This window comes from Acidovorax sp. Q11 (assembly GCF_054950075.1).
The window spans coordinates 159,668-182,018 of sequence record NZ_JBUDZG010000005.1; the positions used below are offsets into that span (position 1 = coordinate 159,668).

General features: G+C 67.0%; 20 protein-coding genes. 19 read left to right on the forward strand and 1 reads right to left on the reverse strand.

Features of this window, described 5'->3' with window-relative positions; all coding sequences use genetic code 11:
• Positions 1 to 274 precede the first annotated feature (274 nt).
• The 6 genes from ACYZGB_RS06705 to accD all read left to right on the forward strand — a co-directional run bounded on the left by ACYZGB_RS06705 (position 275) and on the right by accD (position 7,594).
• Positions 275 to 2,899 carry a FimV/HubP family polar landmark protein gene (locus ACYZGB_RS06705; RefSeq protein ID WP_462387467.1) on the forward strand — a complete coding sequence of 875 codons (2,625 nt, stop codon included), beginning with the start codon at positions 275 to 277 and terminating at the stop codon, positions 2,897 to 2,899.
• Between the two features lie 53 nt (positions 2,900 to 2,952).
• Positions 2,953 to 3,774 carry a tRNA pseudouridine(38-40) synthase TruA gene (truA, locus tag ACYZGB_RS06710; RefSeq protein WP_462387468.1) on the forward strand — a complete coding sequence of 274 codons (822 nt, stop codon included), beginning with the start codon at positions 2,953 to 2,955 and terminating at the stop codon, positions 3,772 to 3,774.
• The gene (locus ACYZGB_RS06715; RefSeq protein ID WP_462387469.1) at positions 3,758 to 4,531 is read left to right on the forward strand and encodes a phosphoribosylanthranilate isomerase; all 774 of its coding nucleotides are present in this window, start codon (positions 3,758 to 3,760) and stop codon (positions 4,529 to 4,531) included. The genes truA and ACYZGB_RS06715 overlap by 17 nt, the downstream gene beginning before the upstream one ends.
• Entirely contained in the window at positions 4,509 to 5,786 is a 1,278-nt protein-coding gene (trpB, locus tag ACYZGB_RS06720) for a tryptophan synthase subunit beta (RefSeq protein WP_462387470.1), read from the forward strand. Before ACYZGB_RS06715 ends, trpB begins: the two co-directional genes overlap by 23 nt.
• Positions 5,783 to 6,592, forward strand: coding sequence for a tryptophan synthase subunit alpha (gene trpA, locus ACYZGB_RS06725; protein WP_462387471.1), 810 nt, complete (start codon positions 5,783 to 5,785; stop codon positions 6,590 to 6,592). The genes trpB and trpA overlap by 4 nt, the downstream gene beginning before the upstream one ends.
• A gap of 129 nt (positions 6,593 to 6,721) precedes the next feature.
• Positions 6,722 to 7,594, forward strand: coding sequence for an acetyl-CoA carboxylase, carboxyltransferase subunit beta (gene accD / locus ACYZGB_RS06730; RefSeq protein ID WP_462387472.1), 873 nt, complete (start codon positions 6,722 to 6,724; stop codon positions 7,592 to 7,594).
• Between the two features lie 120 nt (positions 7,595 to 7,714).
• Here accD and ACYZGB_RS06735 read toward each other — a convergent pair whose 3' ends face one another.
• The gene (locus ACYZGB_RS06735) at positions 7,715 to 8,263 is read right to left on the reverse strand and encodes a YggT family protein (protein ID WP_094285542.1); all 549 of its coding nucleotides are present in this window, start codon (positions 8,261 to 8,263) and stop codon (positions 7,715 to 7,717) included.
• A gap of 97 nt (positions 8,264 to 8,360) precedes the next feature.
• Between ACYZGB_RS06735 and ACYZGB_RS06740 the strand changes: the two genes are divergently transcribed.
• From ACYZGB_RS06740 to ACYZGB_RS06800, 13 genes are all read left to right on the forward strand, one after another.
• A complete protein-coding gene (locus ACYZGB_RS06740) occupies positions 8,361 to 9,002 on the forward strand; it encodes an LON peptidase substrate-binding domain-containing protein (protein WP_462387473.1) in 642 nt (213 codons plus the stop codon).
• 37 nt (positions 9,003 to 9,039) lie between these two features.
• On the forward strand, positions 9,040 to 10,947 hold the full coding sequence (locus ACYZGB_RS06745) for a polysaccharide biosynthesis protein (RefSeq protein WP_462387474.1): 1,908 nt from the start codon (positions 9,040 to 9,042) through the stop codon (positions 10,945 to 10,947).
• On the forward strand, positions 10,944 to 12,176 hold the full coding sequence (locus ACYZGB_RS06750) for a lipopolysaccharide biosynthesis protein (protein WP_462387475.1): 1,233 nt from the start codon (positions 10,944 to 10,946) through the stop codon (positions 12,174 to 12,176). The genes ACYZGB_RS06745 and ACYZGB_RS06750 overlap by 4 nt, the downstream gene beginning before the upstream one ends.
• Entirely contained in the window at positions 12,160 to 12,771 is a 612-nt protein-coding gene (locus tag ACYZGB_RS06755; RefSeq protein WP_462387476.1) for an acyltransferase, read from the forward strand. The genes ACYZGB_RS06750 and ACYZGB_RS06755 overlap by 17 nt, the downstream gene beginning before the upstream one ends.
• Positions 12,764 to 13,846, forward strand: a complete 1,083-nt coding sequence (locus ACYZGB_RS06760) for a glycosyltransferase (protein WP_462387477.1) — start codon at positions 12,764 to 12,766, stop codon at positions 13,844 to 13,846. The genes ACYZGB_RS06755 and ACYZGB_RS06760 overlap by 8 nt, the downstream gene beginning before the upstream one ends.
• Before the next feature lie 32 nt (positions 13,847 to 13,878).
• Positions 13,879 to 14,895, forward strand: coding sequence for a glycosyltransferase family 2 protein (locus tag ACYZGB_RS06765; RefSeq protein WP_462387478.1), 1,017 nt, complete (start codon positions 13,879 to 13,881; stop codon positions 14,893 to 14,895).
• Positions 14,892 to 15,587 (forward strand): class I SAM-dependent methyltransferase, encoded by a 696-nt coding sequence (locus ACYZGB_RS06770; protein WP_462387480.1) that lies wholly within the window; start codon positions 14,892 to 14,894, stop codon positions 15,585 to 15,587. Before ACYZGB_RS06765 ends, ACYZGB_RS06770 begins: the two co-directional genes overlap by 4 nt.
• Before the next feature lie 61 nt (positions 15,588 to 15,648).
• Complete coding sequence (locus tag ACYZGB_RS06775) at positions 15,649 to 16,977, forward strand: UDP-glucose dehydrogenase family protein (protein WP_462387481.1); 1,329 nt, start codon at positions 15,649 to 15,651, stop codon at positions 16,975 to 16,977.
• A 35-nt stretch (positions 16,978 to 17,012) separates the two neighbouring features.
• Entirely contained in the window at positions 17,013 to 18,194 is a 1,182-nt protein-coding gene (locus tag ACYZGB_RS06780; protein ID WP_462387482.1) for a DegT/DnrJ/EryC1/StrS family aminotransferase, read from the forward strand.
• Positions 18,195 to 18,202: 8 nt separating this feature from the next.
• The gene (locus ACYZGB_RS06785; RefSeq protein ID WP_462387483.1) at positions 18,203 to 18,835 is read left to right on the forward strand and encodes a sugar transferase; all 633 of its coding nucleotides are present in this window, start codon (positions 18,203 to 18,205) and stop codon (positions 18,833 to 18,835) included.
• A gap of 79 nt (positions 18,836 to 18,914) precedes the next feature.
• A complete protein-coding gene (gene lysS / locus ACYZGB_RS06790; RefSeq protein ID WP_462387485.1) occupies positions 18,915 to 20,459 on the forward strand; it encodes a lysine--tRNA ligase in 1,545 nt (514 codons plus the stop codon).
• Between the two features lie 76 nt (positions 20,460 to 20,535).
• Entirely contained in the window at positions 20,536 to 21,582 is a 1,047-nt protein-coding gene (locus ACYZGB_RS06795) for a GGDEF domain-containing response regulator (RefSeq protein WP_462387486.1), read from the forward strand.
• 62 nt (positions 21,583 to 21,644) lie between these two features.
• Positions 21,645 to 22,349, forward strand: coding sequence for a mechanosensitive ion channel family protein (locus ACYZGB_RS06800; protein WP_462387540.1), 705 nt, complete (start codon positions 21,645 to 21,647; stop codon positions 22,347 to 22,349).
• Positions 22,350 to 22,351: the final 2 nt, after the last annotated feature.

Below are 22,351 nucleotides of genomic sequence, written 5' to 3' on the forward strand. Positions count from 1 at the left end.
CCAAAGCGCGCATACCCCCGTGTGCGCGCTTTTTTACGTCCAGACACCAGACACACTCCGTTACGGGACGTTGGCAATTGGCAACAACCGGATGCCCCAAGTTGGGGCCCCGGCACCCCTCTCAAAGCTTCGGCGCCACCTCAGCTTGTCAGTGCAAAACATTGATGCTATGGTGCTTTTTACATATTTTCACGCGCCGGGGCGGGACCAGACCATGACAAAAAAAGCACCGCTCGTCCGAGCCGCACAAAATCCTCATCAGTTGTTGGCAAACATGCATCGTTGGAAATTCTCTGTCCTGGCGGCTGCGGCCGTGGCTTGCTCTGGTTTTTACGCCAGCGATGCATCAGCCCTGGCACTGGGCCGTATCACCGTGCAATCGGCCCTGGGCGAACCCCTGCGCGCAGAAATCGACCTGCCCCAGATCACCCCGGCCGAAGCCGACACGCTGCGCGCCACTGCCGCCGCCCCCGAAGTGTTCCGCGCCCAGGGCATGGAATACACCCAGGCCATGAACAACCTGCAGATCCAGCTGCAGCGCCGCCCCGACGGCACGGCAGTGTTGCGCCTGACCAGTGATCGCCCAGTGAACGAACCCTTCCTGGATCTGGTGCTGGATGCCAATTGGGGCACCGGCCGCCTGGTGCGCAGCTACACCATGCTGTTCGACCCGCCAGCCCTGCGCCGCCCTGCGCCTGCGGTTACAGCCTCGCCCCAGATTTCCGCTCCCGCAGTGCAAGCCTCGCCTGCCGTGCGCGCACCAGCCGCCCCAAGACCCACCGAATCCGCCGCCGCACCGGCTGCGCCCCGCCCTGCAGCCCCACCACGCCCCACCCCCACGGATGGCGTCACCGTCCAGGCTGGCGATACGGCCGGCCGCATCGCCAATAGCTACAAGCCCGCAGGCGTGTCATTGGACCAAATGCTGGTCGCCATGATGCGCGCCAACCCCGACGCGTTCATCCAGGGCAACGTCAATCGCATCAAGGCGGGCGCTGTGCTGCAAATGCCCGACGAGGCCGCAGCCCAGTCCACCACAGCCCCCGAGGCACGCCAGATCCTCGCAGCACAGGCACGTGACTTCAACGATTTCCGCCGCAAGCTCGCTGGCGCGGCCCCATCCACTGAAGTGGCTGCCGCACAACGCTCGGCCTCTGGCTCTGTACAAACCCGGGTGGAAGACAAAAAACCCGCCACGGCGGCACCCGACAAGCTCACGCTCTCCAAGGGCTCCGTAAAGGGACAAAAGGCCGCAGAAGAGCAGGTCGCCAAGGACAAACAGGCGGGCGAAGCCGCCACCCGGATGGCCGAGCTGTCCAAGAACATCACCGACCTGAACAAGCTGGGCGCAGCCTCGTCCGCCACGGGTGGCAGCGCGGCCCCTGCAGCTGCTGGCGCTGCCAGTGCCCCCGCAGGCGTAGCTGTGCAAGCACCCGCCGTACCCGCCACGCCGACAGCCCCGCCCGCCCCAGAGGCACCAGCATCGGCATCTGCAGCCGCAGCCAGCGCCCCTGCAGAAGCGTCTGTGCCCGCCGAAGCGGCAGCTTCGGCACCTGCAGCCGAAGCATCTGCCCCTGCACCGGCTCCAGCCCCGGCGCCGGCACCCGTGCCAGCCCCGGCCCCCGCACCGGTCGAAGAGCCTAGCTTCCTGGCCGGTCTGATGGACGATCCACTGCTGCCGATCGGTGGCGGTATCTTGCTGGCAGGCCTGCTGGGGTATGGCGCCTATCGCGTCGTCCAGCGTCGCCGCCAGAACAACGGCGTGGACAGCTCTTTCCTGGAAAGCCGCATCCAGCCCGACTCCTTCTTTGGCGCCAGTGGCGGCCAGCGCGTGGACACGGCCAACAGCGACATGACCACCGGCTCGTCCATGGCCTATTCGCCGAGCCAGCTGGACGCCGGCGGTGATGTGGACCCCGTGGCCGAGGCCGATGTCTACCTGGCCTATGGCCGTGACCTGCAGGCCGAAGAAATTCTCAAAGAAGCTGTCCGCCACAACCCGGGCCGTGTTTCCGTGCACGTCAAGCTGGGTGAAATCTACGCCAAACGCCAGGACCGCAAGGCCCTGGAGGCCGTGGCCGGCGAGGTCTTCAAGCTGACCCAGGGCGAGGGCCCGGACTGGGCACGCATCGCCGAACTGGGTCGCGACCTGGAACCCGACAACCGCCTGTACCAACCTGGCGGCCGCCCCGGCATGGGCGAAGACGAGTCGCCGTCGCTGCCCCCTGGCGGCTTCCCCAGCACATTCACCGGCGCGGGCAGCCCTGCTGCAGCCTTGCCACCCGACCTGGACCTAGATCTCGACCTGGATCTGCCCGATGACGCGTTGACCGACGCACCTCCCGCTGCCCCCGGCGGATTTGCTGCGGCGGCGGCCGCTGCCACCGGCGCCCGTGGCAACACGCCATCGGACGCGGATGAGCCCCCCACACTGCGCCCCGAACTGGATCTACCCCCACCGTCCGCAGAACCTCCCGCCGCATGGAACAGCCCCGACACGTCGCCCAGCCCCATGGCGCCCCCTCCGGTGGCCGACCTGGACTTCCCCAGCGCTGACGATCTGAGCATGGCCCCTTCCGGCCCCATTCCGCTGACGGGTGACGCCAAGGACTCTGGCCCCATGGAATTCGACCTGGGCGAGCTGTCTCTGGACTTGAACGCCCCCACCAAGCCCATGGCCGCCCCCGCAGCCAAGGCGCCAGCCCCGGTGGCCGACTCCTCGGACGACGGCTCCGCTGCAGCGCAGGACGACCCCTTGGCCACCAAACTGGCACTGGCAGAAGAGTTCAACGCCATTGGCGATACCGACGGTGCCCGCACGCTGATTGAAGAGGTGGTTGCGGAATCCAGCGGCGCACTCAAGACCCGCGCCCAGCGCATGCTGGCCGAACTGGGCTGATGCTGCCCTCTCAGGCACGCACAACCCCACCCACCCCGTCCCCAGACCACCCCATGACGCGGGTGGCACTGGGTGTGAGCTACAACGGCCAGGCCTACAGTGGCTGGCAAAGCCAGCTGTCGGGCAACACGGTTCAGGACAAACTCGAAGCGGCCCTGGGCCGCTTTGCCACGCACCCCGTGGGCACCCTGTGTGCTGGCCGCACCGATGCGGGGGTGCATGGACTGATGCAGGTGGTGCACTTTGACACTCCGCTTCAGCGGCCTGCATCGTCTTGGGTGCGGGGCACCAACACCTTTCTCCCGGCCGACATAGCCGTTCAGTGGGCGCAGCCCGTCCCATCGGATTTCCACGCCCGCGCCAGCGCCGTGGCGCGTCGCTATGCCTACGTGCTCTTGCAATCGCCTGTGCGGCCGAGCGTGGATGCCGGGCGCGTGGGCTGGGTGTTCCACCCGCTGGACCACAACGCCATGCGGCAGGCGGCCGACATTCTGCTGGGAGAGCACGACTTCACGTCCTTTCGCGCCTCTGCCTGCCAGGCCAAGTCGCCCATCAAGACGCTGCATCGCATCGACATCACCCGCCGGGGCCTGAGCGCCCCCCACCCGGAACTGGGCTGGAGCCCCTGTTACTGGCGCTTTGAGTTCGAAGCCAACGCTTTTCTGCACCACATGATCCGCAACATCATGGGCTGCCTGATTGCCGTGGGCCGGGGAGACCAGTCGCCCGAATGGATGGCTCAGGTGCTGGCCGCCCAGTCACGCGACGCGGCCGCACCAACGTTTTCGCCCGACGGGCTGTATTTTCAGGGCCCGGTCTACGAAGCCCGCTGGGGCCTGCCCCAGCGCACGGCTGCGTATGATTGGCTGCCATGAAAGCCCAAGACATTGCCCCCCCCCCCCCGCCCGCACCCGCATCAAGATCTGCGGCCTGACCCGCGAGGAGGACGTGGATGCAGCCGTGGCCGCAGGTGCCGACGCGATCGGCTTTGTGCTCTATGCCCCGAGCCCCCGTGCGGTCACTCCGGCGCGCGCAGCCCAGCTGGCCAAACGCCTGCCTCCGTTTGTGACCCCGGTGCTGCTCTGTGTGAACGAGACCGCTACAAATGTGATAGCTGCAAGCGCTTTAGTAGCAGGCGCAACCATCCAATTTCATGGTGATGAATCGCCCGAAGACTGCTTGGCAGCCACCAGCCAGGGCGCCAGGCCCTACTTGCGCGCAGCACGCATTCCCCTGGGTGATGGTGCCGCCCGATTCGACCTCGTAAAATACGCGAACGATTATTCTCACGCCCAGGCCATCCTGCTCGACGCCCATGTCGAAGGTTATGGCGGCGGCGGCAAGGCATTCAATTGGTCACTCCTTCCACCAAGCGTCAGCTCTCACCTCGTTTTGTCTGGTGGACTCACGCCTGCAAACGTGACCGATGGCATTTTGCAAGTCCGCCCGCGTTGCAAAACGCTGGCGGTTGATGTCAGCTCCGGCGTCGAGGCCACGGACCCGAACAGTCCCGATGGTCAGCCCCTGAAGGGCATCAAGGACGCCGGAAAGATCGAGCGCTTCATCGCCGCCGTGCGCGCGGCCGATGTCCAACTTGCAAAGAACCCTCATGAATTCCTATCAGCAACCTGATGCTTCAGGCCACTTCGGCCCCTACGGCGGCAGCTTCGTCAGCGAAACCCTCACCCACGCGATCCAGGAACTGCGCGACGCCTACGCCCGCTACCAGAACGACCCGGATTTCCTGGCCGAATTCGCGTACGAACTCAAGCACTTCGTGGGCCGCCCCTCGCCGGTCTATCACGCAGCCCGCACCAGCCGCGAGCTGGGTGGCGCGCAGATCTACCTCAAGCGCGAAGACCTCAACCACACCGGCGCCCACAAGATCAACAACGTGATCGGCCAGGCCATGCTGGCCAAGCGCATGGGCAAGCCCCGCGTGATCGCCGAGACAGGCGCCGGCCAACACGGCGTGGCCACGGCCACCATCTGCGCGCGCTACGGCCTCGAATGTGTGGTCTACATGGGCTCCGAGGACGTCAAGCGCCAGAGCCCCAACGTCTTCCGCATGAAGCTGCTGGGCGCCACCGTGGTGCCCGTCGAATCGGGCAGCAAGACGCTGAAAGACGCGCTCAACGAAGCCATGCGCGACTGGGTGGCCAACGTGGACAACACCTTCTACATCATCGGCACAGTGGCAGGCCCGCACCCCTACCCGATGATGGTGCGAGACTTCCAGAGCGTGATCGGCAAGGAATCCATCGAACAAATGCCCGCCATGCTGGCAGAGCAGAAGATCGCGGCCGAGCAGCCCGACGCCGTGATCGCCTGCGTGGGCGGCGGCAGCAACGCCATGGGCATCTTCCACCCCTACATCCCGTTCGAGAAGACGCGCCTGATCGGCGTGGAGGCGGCCGGTGAGGGCCTGGACAGCGGCAAGCACTCGGCATCGCTGCAACGCGGCAGCTCGGGCGTGCTGCACGGCAACCGCACCTTCATCCTGCAGGACGCCAATGGTCAGATCACCGAAACACACAGCATCAGCGCGGGCCTGGACTACCCCGGCGTGGGCCCCGAGCACGCCTGGTTGCAGGAGATCGGCCGCGCCGAGTACGTGGGCATCACCGACCAGGAAGCGCTGTCGGCCTTTCACCACCTGTGCCGCACCGAAGGCATCATCCCGGCGCTGGAATCCAGCCACGCCTTCGCCTACGCCCTCAAGCTCGCGCCCACCATGCGGCCCGACCAGGCGATCCTGGTGAACCTCTCGGGCCGGGGCGACAAGGACATCGGCACCGTGGCCGACCTGTCGGGTGAAGATTTCTACGACCGCCCCTCCATGCGCGGCCTGACCGTCAAGGGCGGCCCCGGAGACTCCAAGCCATGAGCCGCATAGACACCACTTTCGAACAGCTGAAAGCCCAGGGCCGCAAGGCACTGATTCCTTACGTCACGGCCGGTTTTCCGTTTGCCGACATCACGCCCGCCCTCATGCACGGCATGGTGGAGGCCGGTGCCGATGTGATCGAGCTGGGCGTGCCCTTCTCCGACCCCATGGCCGACGGCCCCGTGATCCAGAAGGCCGGCGAAAAGGCCCTGAGCCTGGGTGTAGGCATGGTGCAGGTGCTGGACCATGTGCGCGAGTTCCGCAAGCGCAACACCACCACCCCCGTGGTGCTGATGGGCTACGCGAACCCGGTGGAGCGCTACGACCAAGTCCATGGTGAGGGCGCCTTTGTGCGTAACAGCGCCGAAGCCGGGGTCGATGGTGTGCTCATCGTGGACTACCCGCCGGAGGAGTGCGAGCAGTTTGCCGCCAGCCTGCGCGCGCACAACATGGACCTGATCTTCCTGCTGGCGCCCACCAGCACGGATGAGCGCATGGCCCAGGTGGCGCGCGTGGCCAGCGGCTATGTGTACTACGTGTCGCTCAAGGGCGTGACCGGCTCGGGCGCACTCGACACCTCGGCCGTGGAGCAGATGCTGCCCCGTATTCGCCAGCATGTGACCATCCCCGTGGGCGTGGGCTTCGGCATCCGCGACGCAGCCACGGCCCAGGCGATTGGCAAGGTGGCGGATGCCGTGGTCATCGGCAGCCGCATCATCCAGCTGATCGAAGACCAGGAGCATGCCAAGGTGGTGCCCCTGACCATCGACTTCCTGCGCGGCATTCGCAAGGCTTTGGACGCCTAGACACCTGGACGCATAATGCAGCCCGGCGCGCCCGCACCCCACCCGGTGCGGAGCGCCACAGATTCCACCCGGCCTGCCCCTGGCGCTTCAAGCGCCCCCACAGGCCGAGCCACCGAAGAGGAGAACACCATGTCCTGGCTCGAAAAACTTCTGCCCTCCAAGATCCAGCAAACCGACCCCACCGAGCGCCGCCAGGTGCCAGAGGGCCTGTGGATCAAGTGCCCAAGCTGCGAGACAGTGCTCTACAAGGCCGACCTGGAGCACAACCAGAACGTCTGCCCCCACTGCAGCCACCACCACCGCATCGGTGCCCGTGCGCGCCTGGACTCCTTCCTCGACGCCGAAGGCCGCTATGAAATCGGCCAGGAAGTGCTGCCGGTCGACGCCCTCAAGTTCAAGGACAGCCGCAAGTACCCCGAGCGCCTGAAGGAAGCCCTGGAGAACACTGGCGAGACCGATGCGCTCATCGTCATGGGTGGCGCGGTCAAGAGTATCAACGTGGTGGCGGCCTGCTTCGAGTTTGATTTCATGGGCGGCTCCATGGGCTCCGTGGTGGGCGAGCGCTTCGTGCGTGGCGTGGAAACCGCCATCGAGCAGAAGGTGCCTTTCATCTGCTTCACCGCCACCGGCGGTGCCCGTATGCAGGAAGGCCTGCTGTCGCTCATGCAGATGGCCAAGACCAATGCCGCTCTCACCCGCCTGGCCAAGAAGGGCCTGCCCTATGTCAGCGTGCTGACCGACCCGACCATGGGCGGCGTCTCTGCTGGTTTTGCCTTCGTCGGCGACATCGTGATCGCCGAGCCCAAGGCCCTGATCGGCTTTGCCGGTCCGCGCGTGATCGAATCGACTGTGCGCGTGACGCTGCCCGAGGGCTTCCAGCGCGCCGAATTCCTGCAGACCAAGGGCGCCGTGGACTTCATTTGCGACCGCCGCGAACTGCGCAACACCGTGGCCAGCAGCCTGGCCATGCTACAGCGCCTGCCCGCGGATGCGGTGATGTAACTACAAGCCCGCAGATGCAGAGTGAGCGGCCACGCCTATCTGGCGCGGTCGCTCTTTTTTTGATAGCTACTCAGGCTTACCCATTGCGCGCAGGGGCCGTTTTTGAGTAGCTCTTCCGGCTCAACGCATGACGCTGGCCTGCAAATGGCCCAGCACAATCATGACCACCTGCAGCAGCACCAGCACGGCCAGGGGCGACAGGTCGATGCCCCCCACCAGGGGAATGATCCGGCGAAATGGCCTCAGGACTGGCTCGCACAACCGGGCAATCACGTCGGACAGCGGCGAACGCGCCTGCACCCAGGACATCACGGCGTAGACGATTAAAAGGCCAATCAGCCCCGACACCGCCACCCGCGCCAGGCCAAACAGGGCCAGCCACGGCAACCAGGCCCATGCAGAAGCGGCCCCGAGCAACAAAGTCAGCAGGGAGTACTGCACCAGCTGCAGCAATGCAGCAGCCACCAGGCTCGACACATCCCAGCGCCCCACCGGCGGAATCACTCGGCGCAGCGGCATGATCAGCCAGTCTGTCAGGGCAAATACCACCCCCCCCACCGGGTTGGCGAACGGAACACGTTGCCACTGCATGTACAGCCGCAGCAGACAGGCTCCCGTGAGCAAGCCACCAACAACGTCGAGCAGGAAAGAAGCGATCTGAAAGAGCATGGGTGGAAAAAGGGGCGGAGGGAACGAAAAACAAGGGCAGGACTGAAAGCGGGTTGCGCCGTGGGATGATAGCGGGCCAAAGCGCCTCACCCCGCTCATGTCCCAAGCCCTCACACTGTCATCCCTGCCACTTTTCCCCCTGAACTCCGTGCTGTTCCCGGGCGGCGTGCTGGCGCTGCGTGTGTTCGAGGTGCGCTACCTGGACATGGTGCGCAAGTGCCACCAGGCAGGTGCGCCGTTTGGCGTGGTCTCCCTCACCCACGGCCACGAAGTGCGCCAGGCGGGTGCGCCCGAAGAGCGCTTCAGCGACGTCGGCACCCTGGCGATCATCGAACAGCTGGACCACCGCCAGCCAGGCCTGATCACATTGCTGTGCCGCGCCAGCCAACGTTTCCGCATCACCCAGCGCCATCACCTGCCCCACGGCCTGTGGACCGCCGATGTGGATCACGTAGACCCCGACCTCCCGGTACCCGTCCCCGGCGACCTCAAGAAGGCAGCCACCGCACTGGCGCAGGTGCTGCACACACTCCGGCAACGCGATCCCGAAACGCCCAACGCCATTGCACCCACCGACGCGCAACTGGACGATTGCGGCTGGGTGTCCAACCGCTGGTGCGAGCTGTTGCCCGTACCGCTGGAACTCAAGCAGCGTTTGATGGAGCTCGAGAATCCGCTAGTACGGCTGGAGTTGGTGGGGGATGTGTTGGAGAGGACGGGGATTGCGCCCACGCCATGAAGAGCTCCCCCCCTTCGGCGACCCCGCCTCCACGTCCATGCTGAACCGCATCTTGGGCTGGTCCCGCGCAGCCAAACGACTGGTAGTCGTGGCCATGGATGTGTGCCTGGGTCTCGCTGCGATGTGGCTAGCCTTCACGCTGAGGCTGGAGACTCCCCATTGGCCGCAGGGCATGCAGTGGCTGGCCTACGCGCTGGCGCCAGCGCTCGCCTTCCCCATCTTCGCTAAGCTGGGGTTGTACCGCGCGATCTTCCGTTACACCGGCATCACCGCACTCATCACTACAGGGCGGGCGGTCGCGATCTACGGTGCCCTGCTGCTGGCATGCCTGCTTGCAGCGCAATGGGAGGGCGTGCCGCGCAGCGTGGGCATCCTGCAGCCGCTGCTATTCATGCTACTTGTGGGCGCCAGCCGCGCCCTGGGCTGGCTGGCCCTGGCGGGCCGCAGCCACCACGCTTCGTATCGCCTGTTGATCTACGGTGCTGGCAGTGCGGGGGCTCAGACGGCGGCCGGCCTGGGCAACATGCGCCAGTACCTACTCAAGGGCTTTGTGGACGACGACGCCGGCAAGATCGGCCGCAGCATCAACGGCGTGCGCGTGCACTCGCCGCGTGCACTCGCCGACGTGGTGCGCCGGCTCGACATCACCGACGTCCTGCTTGCACTGCCCAGCACCACGCGGCAGCGCCGCCGCGAGATCATCGAAGGCATGCGGGACCTGCCCGTGCGCATCCGCACCCTGCCAGGCCTGTCGGACCTGGCCAGCGGGCGCGTCACGGTCACCGACTTCCAGGAGCTGGAGATCGAAGACCTGCTGGGCCGCGAGCCCGTGGCCCCCGACCCCGGACTGCTGGGCCGCAACCTGCAGGGCACGGTGGTGCTGGTTACCGGTGCAGGCGGCAGCATCGGCAGCGAACTGTGCCGGCAGATCGTGCGCGAGCGCCCCCGGCAGCTGCTGCTGGTGGACCACAGCGAATTTGCGCTCTACACCATCCACCACGAGCTGCAGGCGCTGGCGCAGCAGGGCGAACACACCTGCGAGCTGGCCCCCCTGCTGGCCAACGTGACGCAGCAGGAGCGCATGGCCGACATCTGCCGCCAGTACCGGCCCGCGTCCATCTACCATGCCGCCGCGTACAAGCACGTGCCCATGGTGGAGGCCAATGCAGGCGAAGGCATTTTGAACAATGTCTTCGGCACGCTGGTCATGGTGGGGGTGGCGCTGGAGCACGGTGCCAGCCATTTCGTGCTGATTTCCACCGACAAGGCCGTGCGGCCCACCAACATCATGGGCGCCACCAAGCGCGTGGCGGAGATGGTGCTGCAGGCCGTGGCTGCGTCGCCACGCACACCGTTCGGAGCCGATGCTGCGGACGGCCCCTGGAAATGCACCACACGCTTTTCGATGGTGCGCTTTGGCAACGTGCTGGGCTCCAGCGGCAGCGTGATCCCGCTGTTTCGCAACCAGATCGCCATGGGCGGCCCGGTCACGGTGACCCACCCGGAGGTCACGCGCTACTTCATGACCATCGCCGAGGCCGCCCAACTGGTGCTGCAGGCGGGTGCCATGGCCGAAGGGGGCGATGTGTTCCTGCTCGACATGGGCGAGCCCCTGCAGATCCTGGACCTGGCGCAGCGCATGGTGGCGCTGTCGGGCCTGACGGTGCGCGATGCACGGCACCCGGCGGGCGACATCGAGATCGTGTTCACCGGCCTGCGCCCCGGTGAAAAGCTGTATGAAGAACTCCTGATCGGCGATAACCCACTGCCCACGGCCCACCCCCGCATCCTGCGGGCGCGCGAGGAGTACCGGCCATGGGACGAACTGCAGGCCTCGCTGCAGGCTTTGCGCCAGGCCGCCCAGGCGGGGGACCACGGCGCCATGACCGCATTGCTGCGGCAGTTGGTGCCGGGCTACCAGCCCGAAGCCGCGGAAGCGCCATGAAGCCAGGGCTTGTGCGGGGCACGCTGACCCTCCTCACGGGCAGCGTTGCGGCCCACGCCATTCCGCTGCTGCTGGGCCCGGCGCTCACGCGCGTGTACAGCCCCGAGGCGTACGGGCAGTTTGCGCTGCTCTGGGCGGTGTCCACCAACATCGCCGTGGTGGCCTGCGCGCGGTACGAGTTTGCGCTGCCGCTGGAGACCAGCGACGAGGGCGCTGCCGAACTCATGGCGTTGTGTGCGCGCATCCTCCTGGCCGTCACGGCGGCATCCGCCGCGGCGGGTGCCGTGCTGGCTTTGTGGCAAGGCATGCCATTGGCGTGGAGCCTGCCGCTAGCCGTGGCAGCGGCAGGCACCGTGCAGTGGCTCACGATGTGGGCCACGCGGTCGCAGATGTTCGGGCTGCTGGCACTGGCCCGGCTCGTGCAGCAAGGGGGCGGCGCCATCGTGCAGCTGCTGCTGGGCCTGCTGAAGATAGGCCCGCTGGGGCTGATGCTGGGCGCAGCCACCACCGCGCTCGCCGCTGCCTGCCTGCTGGCCCGCCCCGCCCCGGCCGGTGGCTGGGCAGGGCTGTGGCGCAGGCCGCGGGCTGCCTTGGCGGCGGCTGCCCGGCGGCACCGGGACTTTCCGCTGCTCAACACGCCCCACGCCTTCCTGGGCGCACTGCAGGAAACGCTCACGCTGGTGCTGGTGGCCGCCCTCACCGGCGACGCAGCGGCCGGGGTCTGGGCGCTAGCGCTGCGCTACCTCAAGGCGCCGGCCACGCTGGTGGGCGGTGCGTTGTCGCAAACCCTGTACCCGCGCCTGCTGCAAGCCAGGGGCAGCGCAGAAGCGCGCACCATCGTGCGGCGTGCGGTGCTGGGGCTGGCGGCCATCGCGCTGCCCCTCGCAGCCGTCCTGCTGGTGGGGGGCCCGTATATCTTCTCCCTGGCCTTTGGCGACCAATGGGCGCAGACCGGCGAACTCGCCTGCGCCATGGCGCCGTACATTGCCCTGCACTTCATCGCGTCCCCGCTGGCGGTGGTGACCATGGCCTGGAAAGCGCAGGCCTGGGCGTTGCGCCTGGCGCTCGTCGGACAATGCCTGTTCTTTGCAGGCCTCGTGCCCGGGCTGTACCTGGGCGGCCTCACCGGCGCAGGATGGGGCATTTCTGCCAGCATGCTGGCCTACTTTGTCTACTATGTCTGGGCCCTGGCGCACTGGAAGGACATCCCCCATGAGAGCGCTGCTTAACCGCTGGCGTCGCAGCCTCTGGCAGGCACTTTTCTACCGCATGGTGTTCGGCGAACGCGATGCGGCGGGCCGCCTGCGGGCCCACACGCGCATCGCGCCCAGCACCTGCATCGAAGGCGCCGAAGGCCTGCAACTGGCGGACCATGTGTTCATCGGGCAGTTCAACTTCATCGACGCCGCCGGCGGCCTGCAGATCGGCGAAGGTGTGCAGATCACCAACTTCGTGAGCATCGTGACCCACAGCTCCCACCGAGCAATCCGCCTGCTGGGCCGGGGCTATGCCACGCACGAAGGCGCCACCAAGCCTGGCTACATCAGCGCCCCGGTACAGATCGGCGCCTACACCTTCATCGGTCCGCACAGCCTGATCGAGGCGGGATCGCGCCTGGGCAAGGGGGTGGTAGTGTGCGCCTTTGCGCAGGTGCGCGGCGAGGTGCCGGACTTCGCCATCATGGCGGGAGCGCCCGCGCGACAGGTCGGCGATGTCCGCGCGCGGGACGCGCAGTTGCTGGCGCAGTTCCCCGAGCTGGTGCCGCACTATGAATCGTGGGCAGGGCCGCTTTCGCCGGCCAGTCCGCATACCGCCCATGACTGAGATGACGCAGCCTACGCGAACGCCACGACACCTGTGCCTGCTCGGCGATGCCACCAGCCCGCACGTCCAGCGCTGGGCGCGCGAGATGCTGCAGCGCGGTTGGCGCGTATCGCTGATCACGGCCCGGCCTGCGGAGATACCCGGCGTGGAGGTCCGCACGCTGCGGCCGGTGCATCGCTCCACCGATTGGCTTTTTCGCGTCCGCGAAACGCAGCGCCACGTGCGCGAGCTGGCACCCGACATCGTGCACGCCCACTACATCACGTCGTACGGCTACTTGGCAGCGCGCTGCGGCAAACACCCGCTAGTGATGACGGCCTGGGGCACCGACCTGCTGGTCACGCCGCTCAAGAGCCCGTGGATGCGCTGGCTCACGGGCTGGACGCTGCGGCAGGCGGACCTCATCACCGGGGACTCGGCCAGCCTGATGGATGCCGTGGCGCGGTTCGGCCCCGCCTGCCCCGCCGAAGAGATCCACTGGGGCGTGGACCTGAACCGCTTTCGCCCCATGCCCTGGCACAGCAAGCCCGCCACGCATCTGATCAGCCTGCGCGCCTGGGAGCCCAACTACCGCATCGCCACCATCATCGACGCCTTTGCCCGCCTGCGTGCCGGGCTGCAGGACCACGACCTGCACCTGCACCTGCTCGGCGGCGGCAGCCTGGAGCCGGCCCTGCACCAGCAGGTGCAGGCCGCGGCGCTGCAGCATTGCGTGCACCTGCACGGCCGGCTGGACGACGCGGGCATGGCGCAGGTGCTGGGCGACTGCAAGGTCTCCATCTCGGTACCCGACAGCGACGCCACATCGGTCGCGGTGCTCGAGAGCATGGCCTGCGGCCTGGCCGTGGTTGCCAGCGACCTGCAGGCCAACCGGCACTGGCTCGCTGCGCAATGGCTGGTGCCGGCGGACGATGCCACGGCGCTGGCAGGCACCTTGCGCATCCTGGTGACCGACGACGACACAGCGCGCCAGGTGGGTGAGCACAATGCGGCGCGCATCGCCCAAGATGGCGACCGCGCCGCCCAGATGAACCGCATGCATGCGCTCTACCAGCAACTGGCAGACGCACAGTGAACTTACCGGTGAACATGCCAGAGGACCGTGATTTGAACCCGCTGCTCATCAGCGTCATCGTGCCCTGCCGCAATGAGCGGCAGCACATCGATGCCTTCTGCGACTCGGCCATCAGCCAGGTGCTGCCCGAAGGCTGGCGCATGGAGGTGCTCGTGGCCGACGGCGACAGCGACGACGGCACCCGGCAGCGGCTGCAGGAGCGCTGCGCCGGCGACCCTCGGCTGATGCTGGTGGACAACCCCGGGTGCATCGTCTCCACCGGCCTGAACGCCTGCATCGCCCGGGCCCGCGGAGCCATCATTGCGCGCCTGGACGTGCACAGCCAGTTCGCGCCCGACTACCTTGCCCAGTGCATAGCAGCCCTGTCGCGCACGGGCGCCGACAACGTGGGCGGGCCCTGGGTGGCCCGCGGCACCGGCCGCACGGGCGCAGCGGTGGCGGCGGCCTTCCAGTGCCGGTGGGTGGTGGGCGGCGCGCGGTCGCGCGACGTGCAGTTCGAAGGCGAGGTGGACACCGTGTACCTGGGCTGCTGGCCGCGCAGCGTGTTCGAGCGCTATGGCCTCTTCGATGAAGCCCTGGTGCGCAACCAGGACGATGAGCACAACCTGCGGCTGCGGCTGGCCGGCGCGCGCATCTGGCAGAGCCAGCTGATCCGCTCCACCTACCATCCGCGCAACTCGCTGCAGCACCTGTTCTCGCAGCAGCGGCAGTACGGCTACTGGCGCCCCTTCGTCATGCGCAAGCACGGCCAGCCGGGGGCCCTGCGCCAGCTCGTGCCAGCCATCTTCGTGGCGGTGGTGGTTGCCACCACGGCCCTGCTGCCCTGGACGGCGCTGCCCTTGGCGGGGCTGGCTCTGGCGTACGGCAGCTATCTGCTGGCCGCGTCCGTGGCAGCAGCCCGGGCTGCGGGCGACTGGGCACTGCTGCCGCGCCTGCCAGCGGCGATTGCGGCTTTCCATGTGGGCTACGGCCTCGGGACCTGGCGGGGCCTGTGGGATATCGTGCGGTCGCGCACACCGTCGGCCGACTTTGCACGGATCACCCGATGACGATGCCCGAACCCCAGGCCGTCAAAGACCGCTATGCGCGGCGCGATGCAGCCGCCGACGAGGCCCGCTACAGCCTGTATGGCAATGCGGCCGCGTTGCAGGCCCAGCAGGAGCGCCTGCGCGCCACGGTGCGCGCCTGGGCGGGCCATGGCTGGACGAATCTGGGGAACCGGCGCATGCTGGAAGTCGGCTGCGGCAGCGGTGGCAACCTGCAGGACCTCATCCGCCTGGGCGCGACCCCGGGCCATCTGACCGGCATCGAACTTCTGCCCGAGCGTGCGGCACTGGCGCGGAATCTTCTGCCCGGTGCGGTCACCCTGCTGGAGGGAGATGCGTGCCGCGCCAATGTGCCGCCCGCCAGCCAGGATGCGGTGCTCGCGTTCACGCTGTTCAGTTCACTGCTCGATGCTGCCTTCCGCCGCGAAATGGCGCAGACCCTGTGGCGCTGGGTGGCACCGGGCGGGGGTGTGCTGGTGTACGACTTTGTGGTGGACAATCCCCGCAACCCCGACGTCCGGCGTGTTCCGTTGCAGGAGCTGCAAGCCCTGTTCCCCGGGGCGCACCTGCAGTCTCGCCGGCTCACGCTGGCACCGCCCGTCGCGCGGCGGCTGCCGGCGTGGATGATTGCACCGGCGTCGCAACTGATGCACCCGCTGCGTACCCACCGCCTGACCTGGGCGGCCAAACCTTGATGAACACTACCGCACACATCCATCGCCCCGCGCATGCCGCACACAGGGCGCTGCACCGCATATGAAGATCACTGTCATTGGCACAGGGTACGTAGGCCTCGTCACCGGCGCATGCCTTGCAGAGATGGGCAACCACGTCGTGTGCATGGACCACGATGCCGACCGCATCGGTGCGCTGCGCGAGGGGCACATCCCCATCCATGAGCCGGGCCTGACCGACATCGTGGTGCGCAATGCGCACGCGGGGCGGCTCAAGTTCACCACCGACATGGCCCAGGCCGTGGCGCACGGGGTGGTTCAGATGATCGCCGTGGGCACGCCGCCCGGTGAAGACGGGTCGGCCGACCTGCAGCACGTGCTGGCCGCCGCTCGGGGCGTGGCGCAGCACATTGACCAGTACAAGCTGGTGGTCACCAAGAGCACCGTGCCCGTGGGCACCGCCGACAAGGTGCGCCAGGCCATGGATGCGGTGCTGGCCCAGCGCGCCACGCAGCCCGCCTATTCCATCGCGTCGAACCCGGAATTCTTGAAAGAAGGCTCTGCCGTGCAGGACTTCATGCGGCCCGACCGCGTGATCGTCGGCACCAGCGACCCCGAGGCCGCCAGCCGCCTGCACACGCTGTATGCGCCCTTCATGCGCAACCGCGATCGGTTCGTGGTAATGGACGTGCGCAGTGCGGAGTTCACCAAGTACGCGGCCAACGCGATGCTGGCCACCCGCATCAGCTTCATGAACGAACTGGCCCTGCTCTCGGAAACGCTGGGCGTCGACATCGAACACGTGCGCAACGGCATGGGCATGGACCCGCGCATCGGCACGCATTTTCTGTACGCCGGGGCCGGCTATGGCGGCTCATGCTTCCCCAAGGATGTGAGCGCGCTGCTCAAGACCGCGTCCGACCATGGGCAACATTTGCAGGTGCTCGAAGGCGTGAAGGCCGTCAACGACCGGCAAAAAGGGGTGCTGGTGCGCAAGGTGCTCGCGCGCTTCGGCCCCGACCTGAGCGGCCTGCGATTCGCGCTGTGGGGCCTGGCCTTCAAGCCGGGCACGGACGACATGCGCGAGGCACCGAGCCTCACCGTGATCCACGACCTGCTGGAGCGGGGGGCCGAGGTCTGCGCGTACGACCCGGTGGCCATTGCGCAGGCGCGCAAGATGCTGGGCGACCGCCAAGGCCTGCACTTTGCGGCCAGCGCCAATGCAGCGCTGGACGGCGCCACGGCGCTCATCATCGTGACGGAATGGAAAGAGTTTCGCAGCCCCGACTTCGACCACATCGCGGCCACGCTGCGCGCACCCGTCATCTTCGACGGCCGCAATCTTTTCGAGCCTGCCGAGATGAAGGCCCTGGGCCTTGAATACCACCCCATCGGCCGCGCCGTGCTCTGACCAGGCCTGCCCCATTGATCGCCCACCGAGCCCCCATGTCCCACCCATCCACCCCTTCTTCGCCGCCCAGTTTCATCCCTTTCGCCAGGCCAGACATCGGGCCCGCCGAGATCGAGGCGACCACCGCAGCCATGCGCTCGGGATGGGTGACGACAGGGCCCAAGACTAGGGAGTTCGAGCAGGCGTTCGTGCAGTACCTGGGCGGCCATGGGCTGCAGGGGATTGCGGTGAACTCCGCCACCGCGGGCCTGCACCTGGCCCTGGAAGCCCTGGGCATCGGCCCCGGCGACGAAGTGATCGCCCCGACCCTGACCTTCACGGCCACGGTCGAGGTCGTGCGCTACCTGGGCGCCGACCCGGTGCTGGTGGACGTGGACCCGGTGACGCTGAACATCGACCCCGCCAAGATCCGCGCCGCCATCACGCCGCGTACCATGGCCATCATGCCGGTGCACTACGGCGGGCTGGCCTGCGAGATGGGCGAGATCCTTGCCATCGCGAAGGAGTACGGGCTCAAGGTGGTAGAAGACGCAGCCCACGCCCTGCCTACTACGTGGCAGGGTCACTTGGTGGGGCAGTTGCAGTCAGATGTGACCGTGTTCAGCTTCTACGCCAACAAGACCATCACCACGGGTGAGGGCGGCATGGCGGTCACGCGCGATCCGGCCATCGCCCAGCGCATGCGCGTGATGCGCCTGCACGGCATGAGCCGCGATGCGTTTGATCGCTTCACATCGAAAACACCCGCCTGGTACTACGAGGTGGTCGCCCCGGGCTTCAAGTACAACATGACGGACATCGCGGCCGCCATGGGCGTGGAGCAGCTCGCGCGGCTGCCAGGCTTTTTGCAGCGGCGCCAATACCTGGCGGCGCGGTACCACCAGCAATTGGCCGCGTTGCCGCTGGTCTTGCCTACCGAAGCGCCCGCTGGTGACACGCACGCCTGGCATCTTTATGTCATCAGATTGCGCCAAGGCGCACGCCTGGGCCGCGGCGACGTTATCCAGGCCCTGTCGGACCGGGGCATCGGCACCAGCGTTCACTACGTGCCCCTGCACCGGCACCCGTACTGGCGCGACCGCTACCAGCTCACACCAGCGATGTTCCCCGACGCCGACGCGGCCTACCGGTCGATGATCAGCATCCCCCTGTTCACCGCCATGACCGATGCGGAACAAGACCGCGTGATCGCAGCGCTGCACGAGGTTCTGGGCTGACCGACCCCATGCCCAAACGCCTGTTCGACCTGGCTTTCTCCACGCTGGCTCTGGTGCTGCTGGCGCCGGTGCTGGTGGCTGTGGCGCTGTTGGTCCGGCTCGACTCGCCTGGCGGCACTTTCTTTCGGCAAACCCGCGTCGGCCGCGCGGGTCAGCCGTTTCGCATCTACAAGTTCCGCACCATGCGGGCCGGTGCCGATGCGGCGGGCCCCGTCATCACCGTGGGCGCGGACGCCCGCATCACCCGCGCGGGCCACTGGCTGCGGCGCACCAAGCTCGATGAACTGCCGCAGTTCATCAACGTGCTGGTGGGAGACATGAGCATCGTGGGCCCGCGGCCCGAGGTGGCCCGCTATGTGGCGATGTACCCCGAGGCGGTGCGGGACATAGTGCTGAGCGTGCGGCCGGGCATCACCGACCTGGCCTCCATCGAGTTCCGCGACGAGAGCACGGTGCTGGGCCAGAGCAGCGACCCCGAGCAGACGTACGTGCAAGAGATTCTGCCCATCAAGTTGCAGTACGCGGCCCAGTACGCCCGCGCGCACACCCTTTGGGGCGACCTGAAAATCATCGCGCAAACCACTCGCGCACTGTGGTGCGGACGCTCGCGCAGGGACATGGCGCCAAAAGACGGCACATAGCCGATAAAATTAGGGGTTTGGCCGAACCCAGCCCTTGCGGGGCCCGGCCCCAATTCACGCCACCGCACCGACGGCCCCTATGTCAGACCAGAACCTCGCCCCCTCCTCCCAGGACGACAACCAGCTCATCGCCGAGCGCCGCGAAAAGCTCCGCGCCTTGCGCGAAGTGCAAGCCAATGGCGGCGGCGTGGCCTTCCCCAACAACTTCAAACCCGCCCACAAGGCGGCCCAGCTGCACCAGGACCACGGCGAGACGGCCAACGAAACACTGGAAGCCACACCCGTCACCGTCAGCGTGGCCGGCCGCATGATGCTCAAGCGCGTGATGGGCAAGGCCAGTTTTGCCACGATTCAGGATGGATCCCTGGGCGAGGTCGGCGGCCGCATCCAGCTGTACGTCACCCGCGATGCGGTGGGCGAAGAGCTGTACGCCGCCTTCAAGCACTGGGACCTGGGTGACATCGTGGGTGCTGAGGGCACCCTCATGAAGACCAAGACGGGCGAGCTGTCGATCAAGGTGACCGGCCTGCGCCTGCTGACCAAGAGCCTGCGCCCGCTGCCCGACAAGTTCCACGGCATGGCCGACCAGGAGCAGAAGTACCGCCAGCGCTATGTGGACCTGATCACCGACGAGCAGGCGCGCAAGCGCTTCATGGCGCGCAGCAAGGCTGTGAGCGGGCTGCGCGAGTTCATGGTGAGCCACGGCTTCCTGGAGGTCGAAACGCCCATGCTGCACCCGATCCCGGGCGGCGCCAACGCCAAGCCGTTCGTGACGCACCACAACGCGCTGGAGCAGGAGATGTACCTGCGCATCGCCCCGGAGTTGTACCTGAAGCGCCTGATCGTGGGCGGCTTCGAGCGCGTGTTCGAAATCAACCGCAGCTACCGCAACGAAGGCATTTCGGTGCGCCACAACCCCGAGTTCACCATGATGGAGTTCTACGCGGCGTACTGGAACTACCTGGACCTGATGGACTTCACCGAGACGCTGATCCGCGAGGTGGCCCTGAAGGCCACAGGCTCGCTGCAGCTGAGCTACGGTGGGCGCGCCGTGGACCTGAGCCAGCCGTTTGCGCGCCTGACCATCCGCGAAGCGATCTTCCAGTACACCGAAGCTGGCGCCCATGTGGACGATGCGGCCTGGCTCATCAGCGCCCTCAAGAAGCTGGGCATGACGGAGGAGAAGGACAAACTCTCCACTCGCTCTCTGGCCAGCCTGCAGGTGTTCTACTTTGAAGAGACTGTGGAAGACAAGCTGTGGCAGCCCACCTTCATCATGGAGCACCCCACCGAAATCAGCCCGCTGGCCCGCGCCAACGATACGCGCCCCGAGGTGACCGAGCGCTTTGAGCTGTACATCACGGGCCGCGAGTTCGGCAACGGCTTCAGCGAGCTGAACGATGCCGAAGACCAGGCCGCCCGGTTCCACGCCCAGGTGGCTGCCAAGGACAGCGGCGACGACGAGGCCATGTTCTACGACCACGACTTTGTGCGCGCTCTGGAATACGGCATGCCCCCCACCGGGGGTTGCGGCATTGGCATTGACCGCCTCATGATGCTGCTGACCGACAGCCCAAGCATCCGCGACGTGATCCTGTTCCCGGCGCTGCGCCGCGAGTCCTGAGCCCGAGCGAGGCCCCGGGGCCATGCACTCCGGGAGCCCGAGACTGCGCCGTTTGACGGCGCCCAAGGAGACCCCTGTGCCTTTCAGCTCCAGCAACGCCCCCTACCCAGCCACACAACCCCCCGTCGAGCCCCTGCCCTCGGGCAGTGCGTTCTCGGTGCTGGTGGTCGAAGACCAGGGCTCTGTGCGCGCAGCGCTGGTGGCCGAGCTGCGGCGCGCAGGCGTGTCCAGCATCTTCGAGGCGCCCGAGGGACAGGCGGCGCTGCACCTCTTCAAGACCCACCGCCCGGACCTGGTGCTGCTCGACATCAAGCTGCCCGGCCAGGACGGCTACTGGGTGGCCCAGCAGATGCGCGAGAGCGAAGCGGGCGACTGGACGCCCATCATCTTCTTGTCGGGCCTGGACAACGAGCTGGACGTGTGGCGCGGCATTGAGGTGGGGGGCGACGACTACCTCGTCAAACCCGTCAAGCCCATCGTGCTGATGGCCAAGCTGCGCGCCATGCGGCGTCTGCTGGACATGCGCCGCAGGCTGGTGCTGATGTCGGCCGAGTTGCATGCCGCCAACCAGCGGCTCAATGAGATGGTGGAGATCGACGCCCTCACCGGCTTGGTCAACCGCCGGGGATTTGACCGTATCCTGCACAACGAGATCCTGGCGGCCCGCCGGGACGGCACGCCGCTCACGCTGATGCTGTGCGACCTGGACCACTTCAAGCTTTTCAACGACGCCAGCGGCCATGTGCAAGGCGACTCCTGCCTGAAGGAGGTGGGCCGCCTGCTGCGCGAGGTGTGTGTGCGCCCCCGGGACGTGGCCTCGCGATACGGAGGCGAAGAGTTCGCCCTCATCCTGCCCAACACACCCCGATCGGGCGCTATGACCTTCGCACGCGCCCTAGGACAGCTGCTCAAGGTGCGGGCCATCGCACACGCCAATTCGCCCCTGGGCGACATCCTCACGCTGTCCGGCGGCATCACCACCTGCGTGCCCGACGACAGCACCAATTCCGAGAGCATGATCATGCGCGCTGACCAGGCCCTCTACGCCGCCAAGGCACAGGGCCGCAACCGCTTCTTCAGTTTTGAAATGCAGATGGACACCGTGGAGCAACTGCGCAATTGAGTTTCTTTTCCGCCTTCTCGTTTGATGCCACCGAGCGCAGCGCGCGCACCGTGGCGTCCCGCATGCAGCTGCTGAAAACCCGTCTGCCCGACTGGGTGCAGGACTGGCTGGAGGTCATCATCCCCGGCACGCAGATCCTGCTCATCCTCTTTGTGGCCTGGCTGCTGCAACGCGTGCTGCGCCGCATCGTGCGCCGCGCCAGCAGCCACTACCAGGTGCCAGACGAGCTGGTCGTACCCCTCAACGGGCTGATCCGCTGGATCATCGTGGCCAGCGCGCTGCTGCTGGTGCTGGAGCGCATGGGGGTTTCGGCCACAGTGCTCTGGACCGCGTTCACCGGGTTTGCCACCGTGGGCGCGGTGGCGTTTTTTGCCGCCTGGAGCGTGTTGTCCAACCTGTTCTGCGCACTGCTGATCTTCACGGTGCGGCCATTCCGCATCGGCGACTACATCGAGGTGCTTGACACCGCCGAAAAGCCCGGCGCCAAGGGCCGTGTGGTGGACATCAACCTGCTCTACACCACGCTGGAAGACCAAGGCGCCACGGCCGAGCATGTGGCCTGGCTGCAGATCCCGAATTCGCTGGTGTTCCAGCGGGTGGTGCGGCGCTTCCAGGGCGTGCCTGCGCCGGCAACACCGCTGGCGCCCGCTGCAGCAGCGCCGCCAGAACCTGCAGACCCGGCAACAATGCCCGGTGCAGCACAACCACCCTCGCCCCAAACCTCCGCGCCAGCACCAGCGCCGCAGGGCGGTTCAGGGCAACCCTGAAC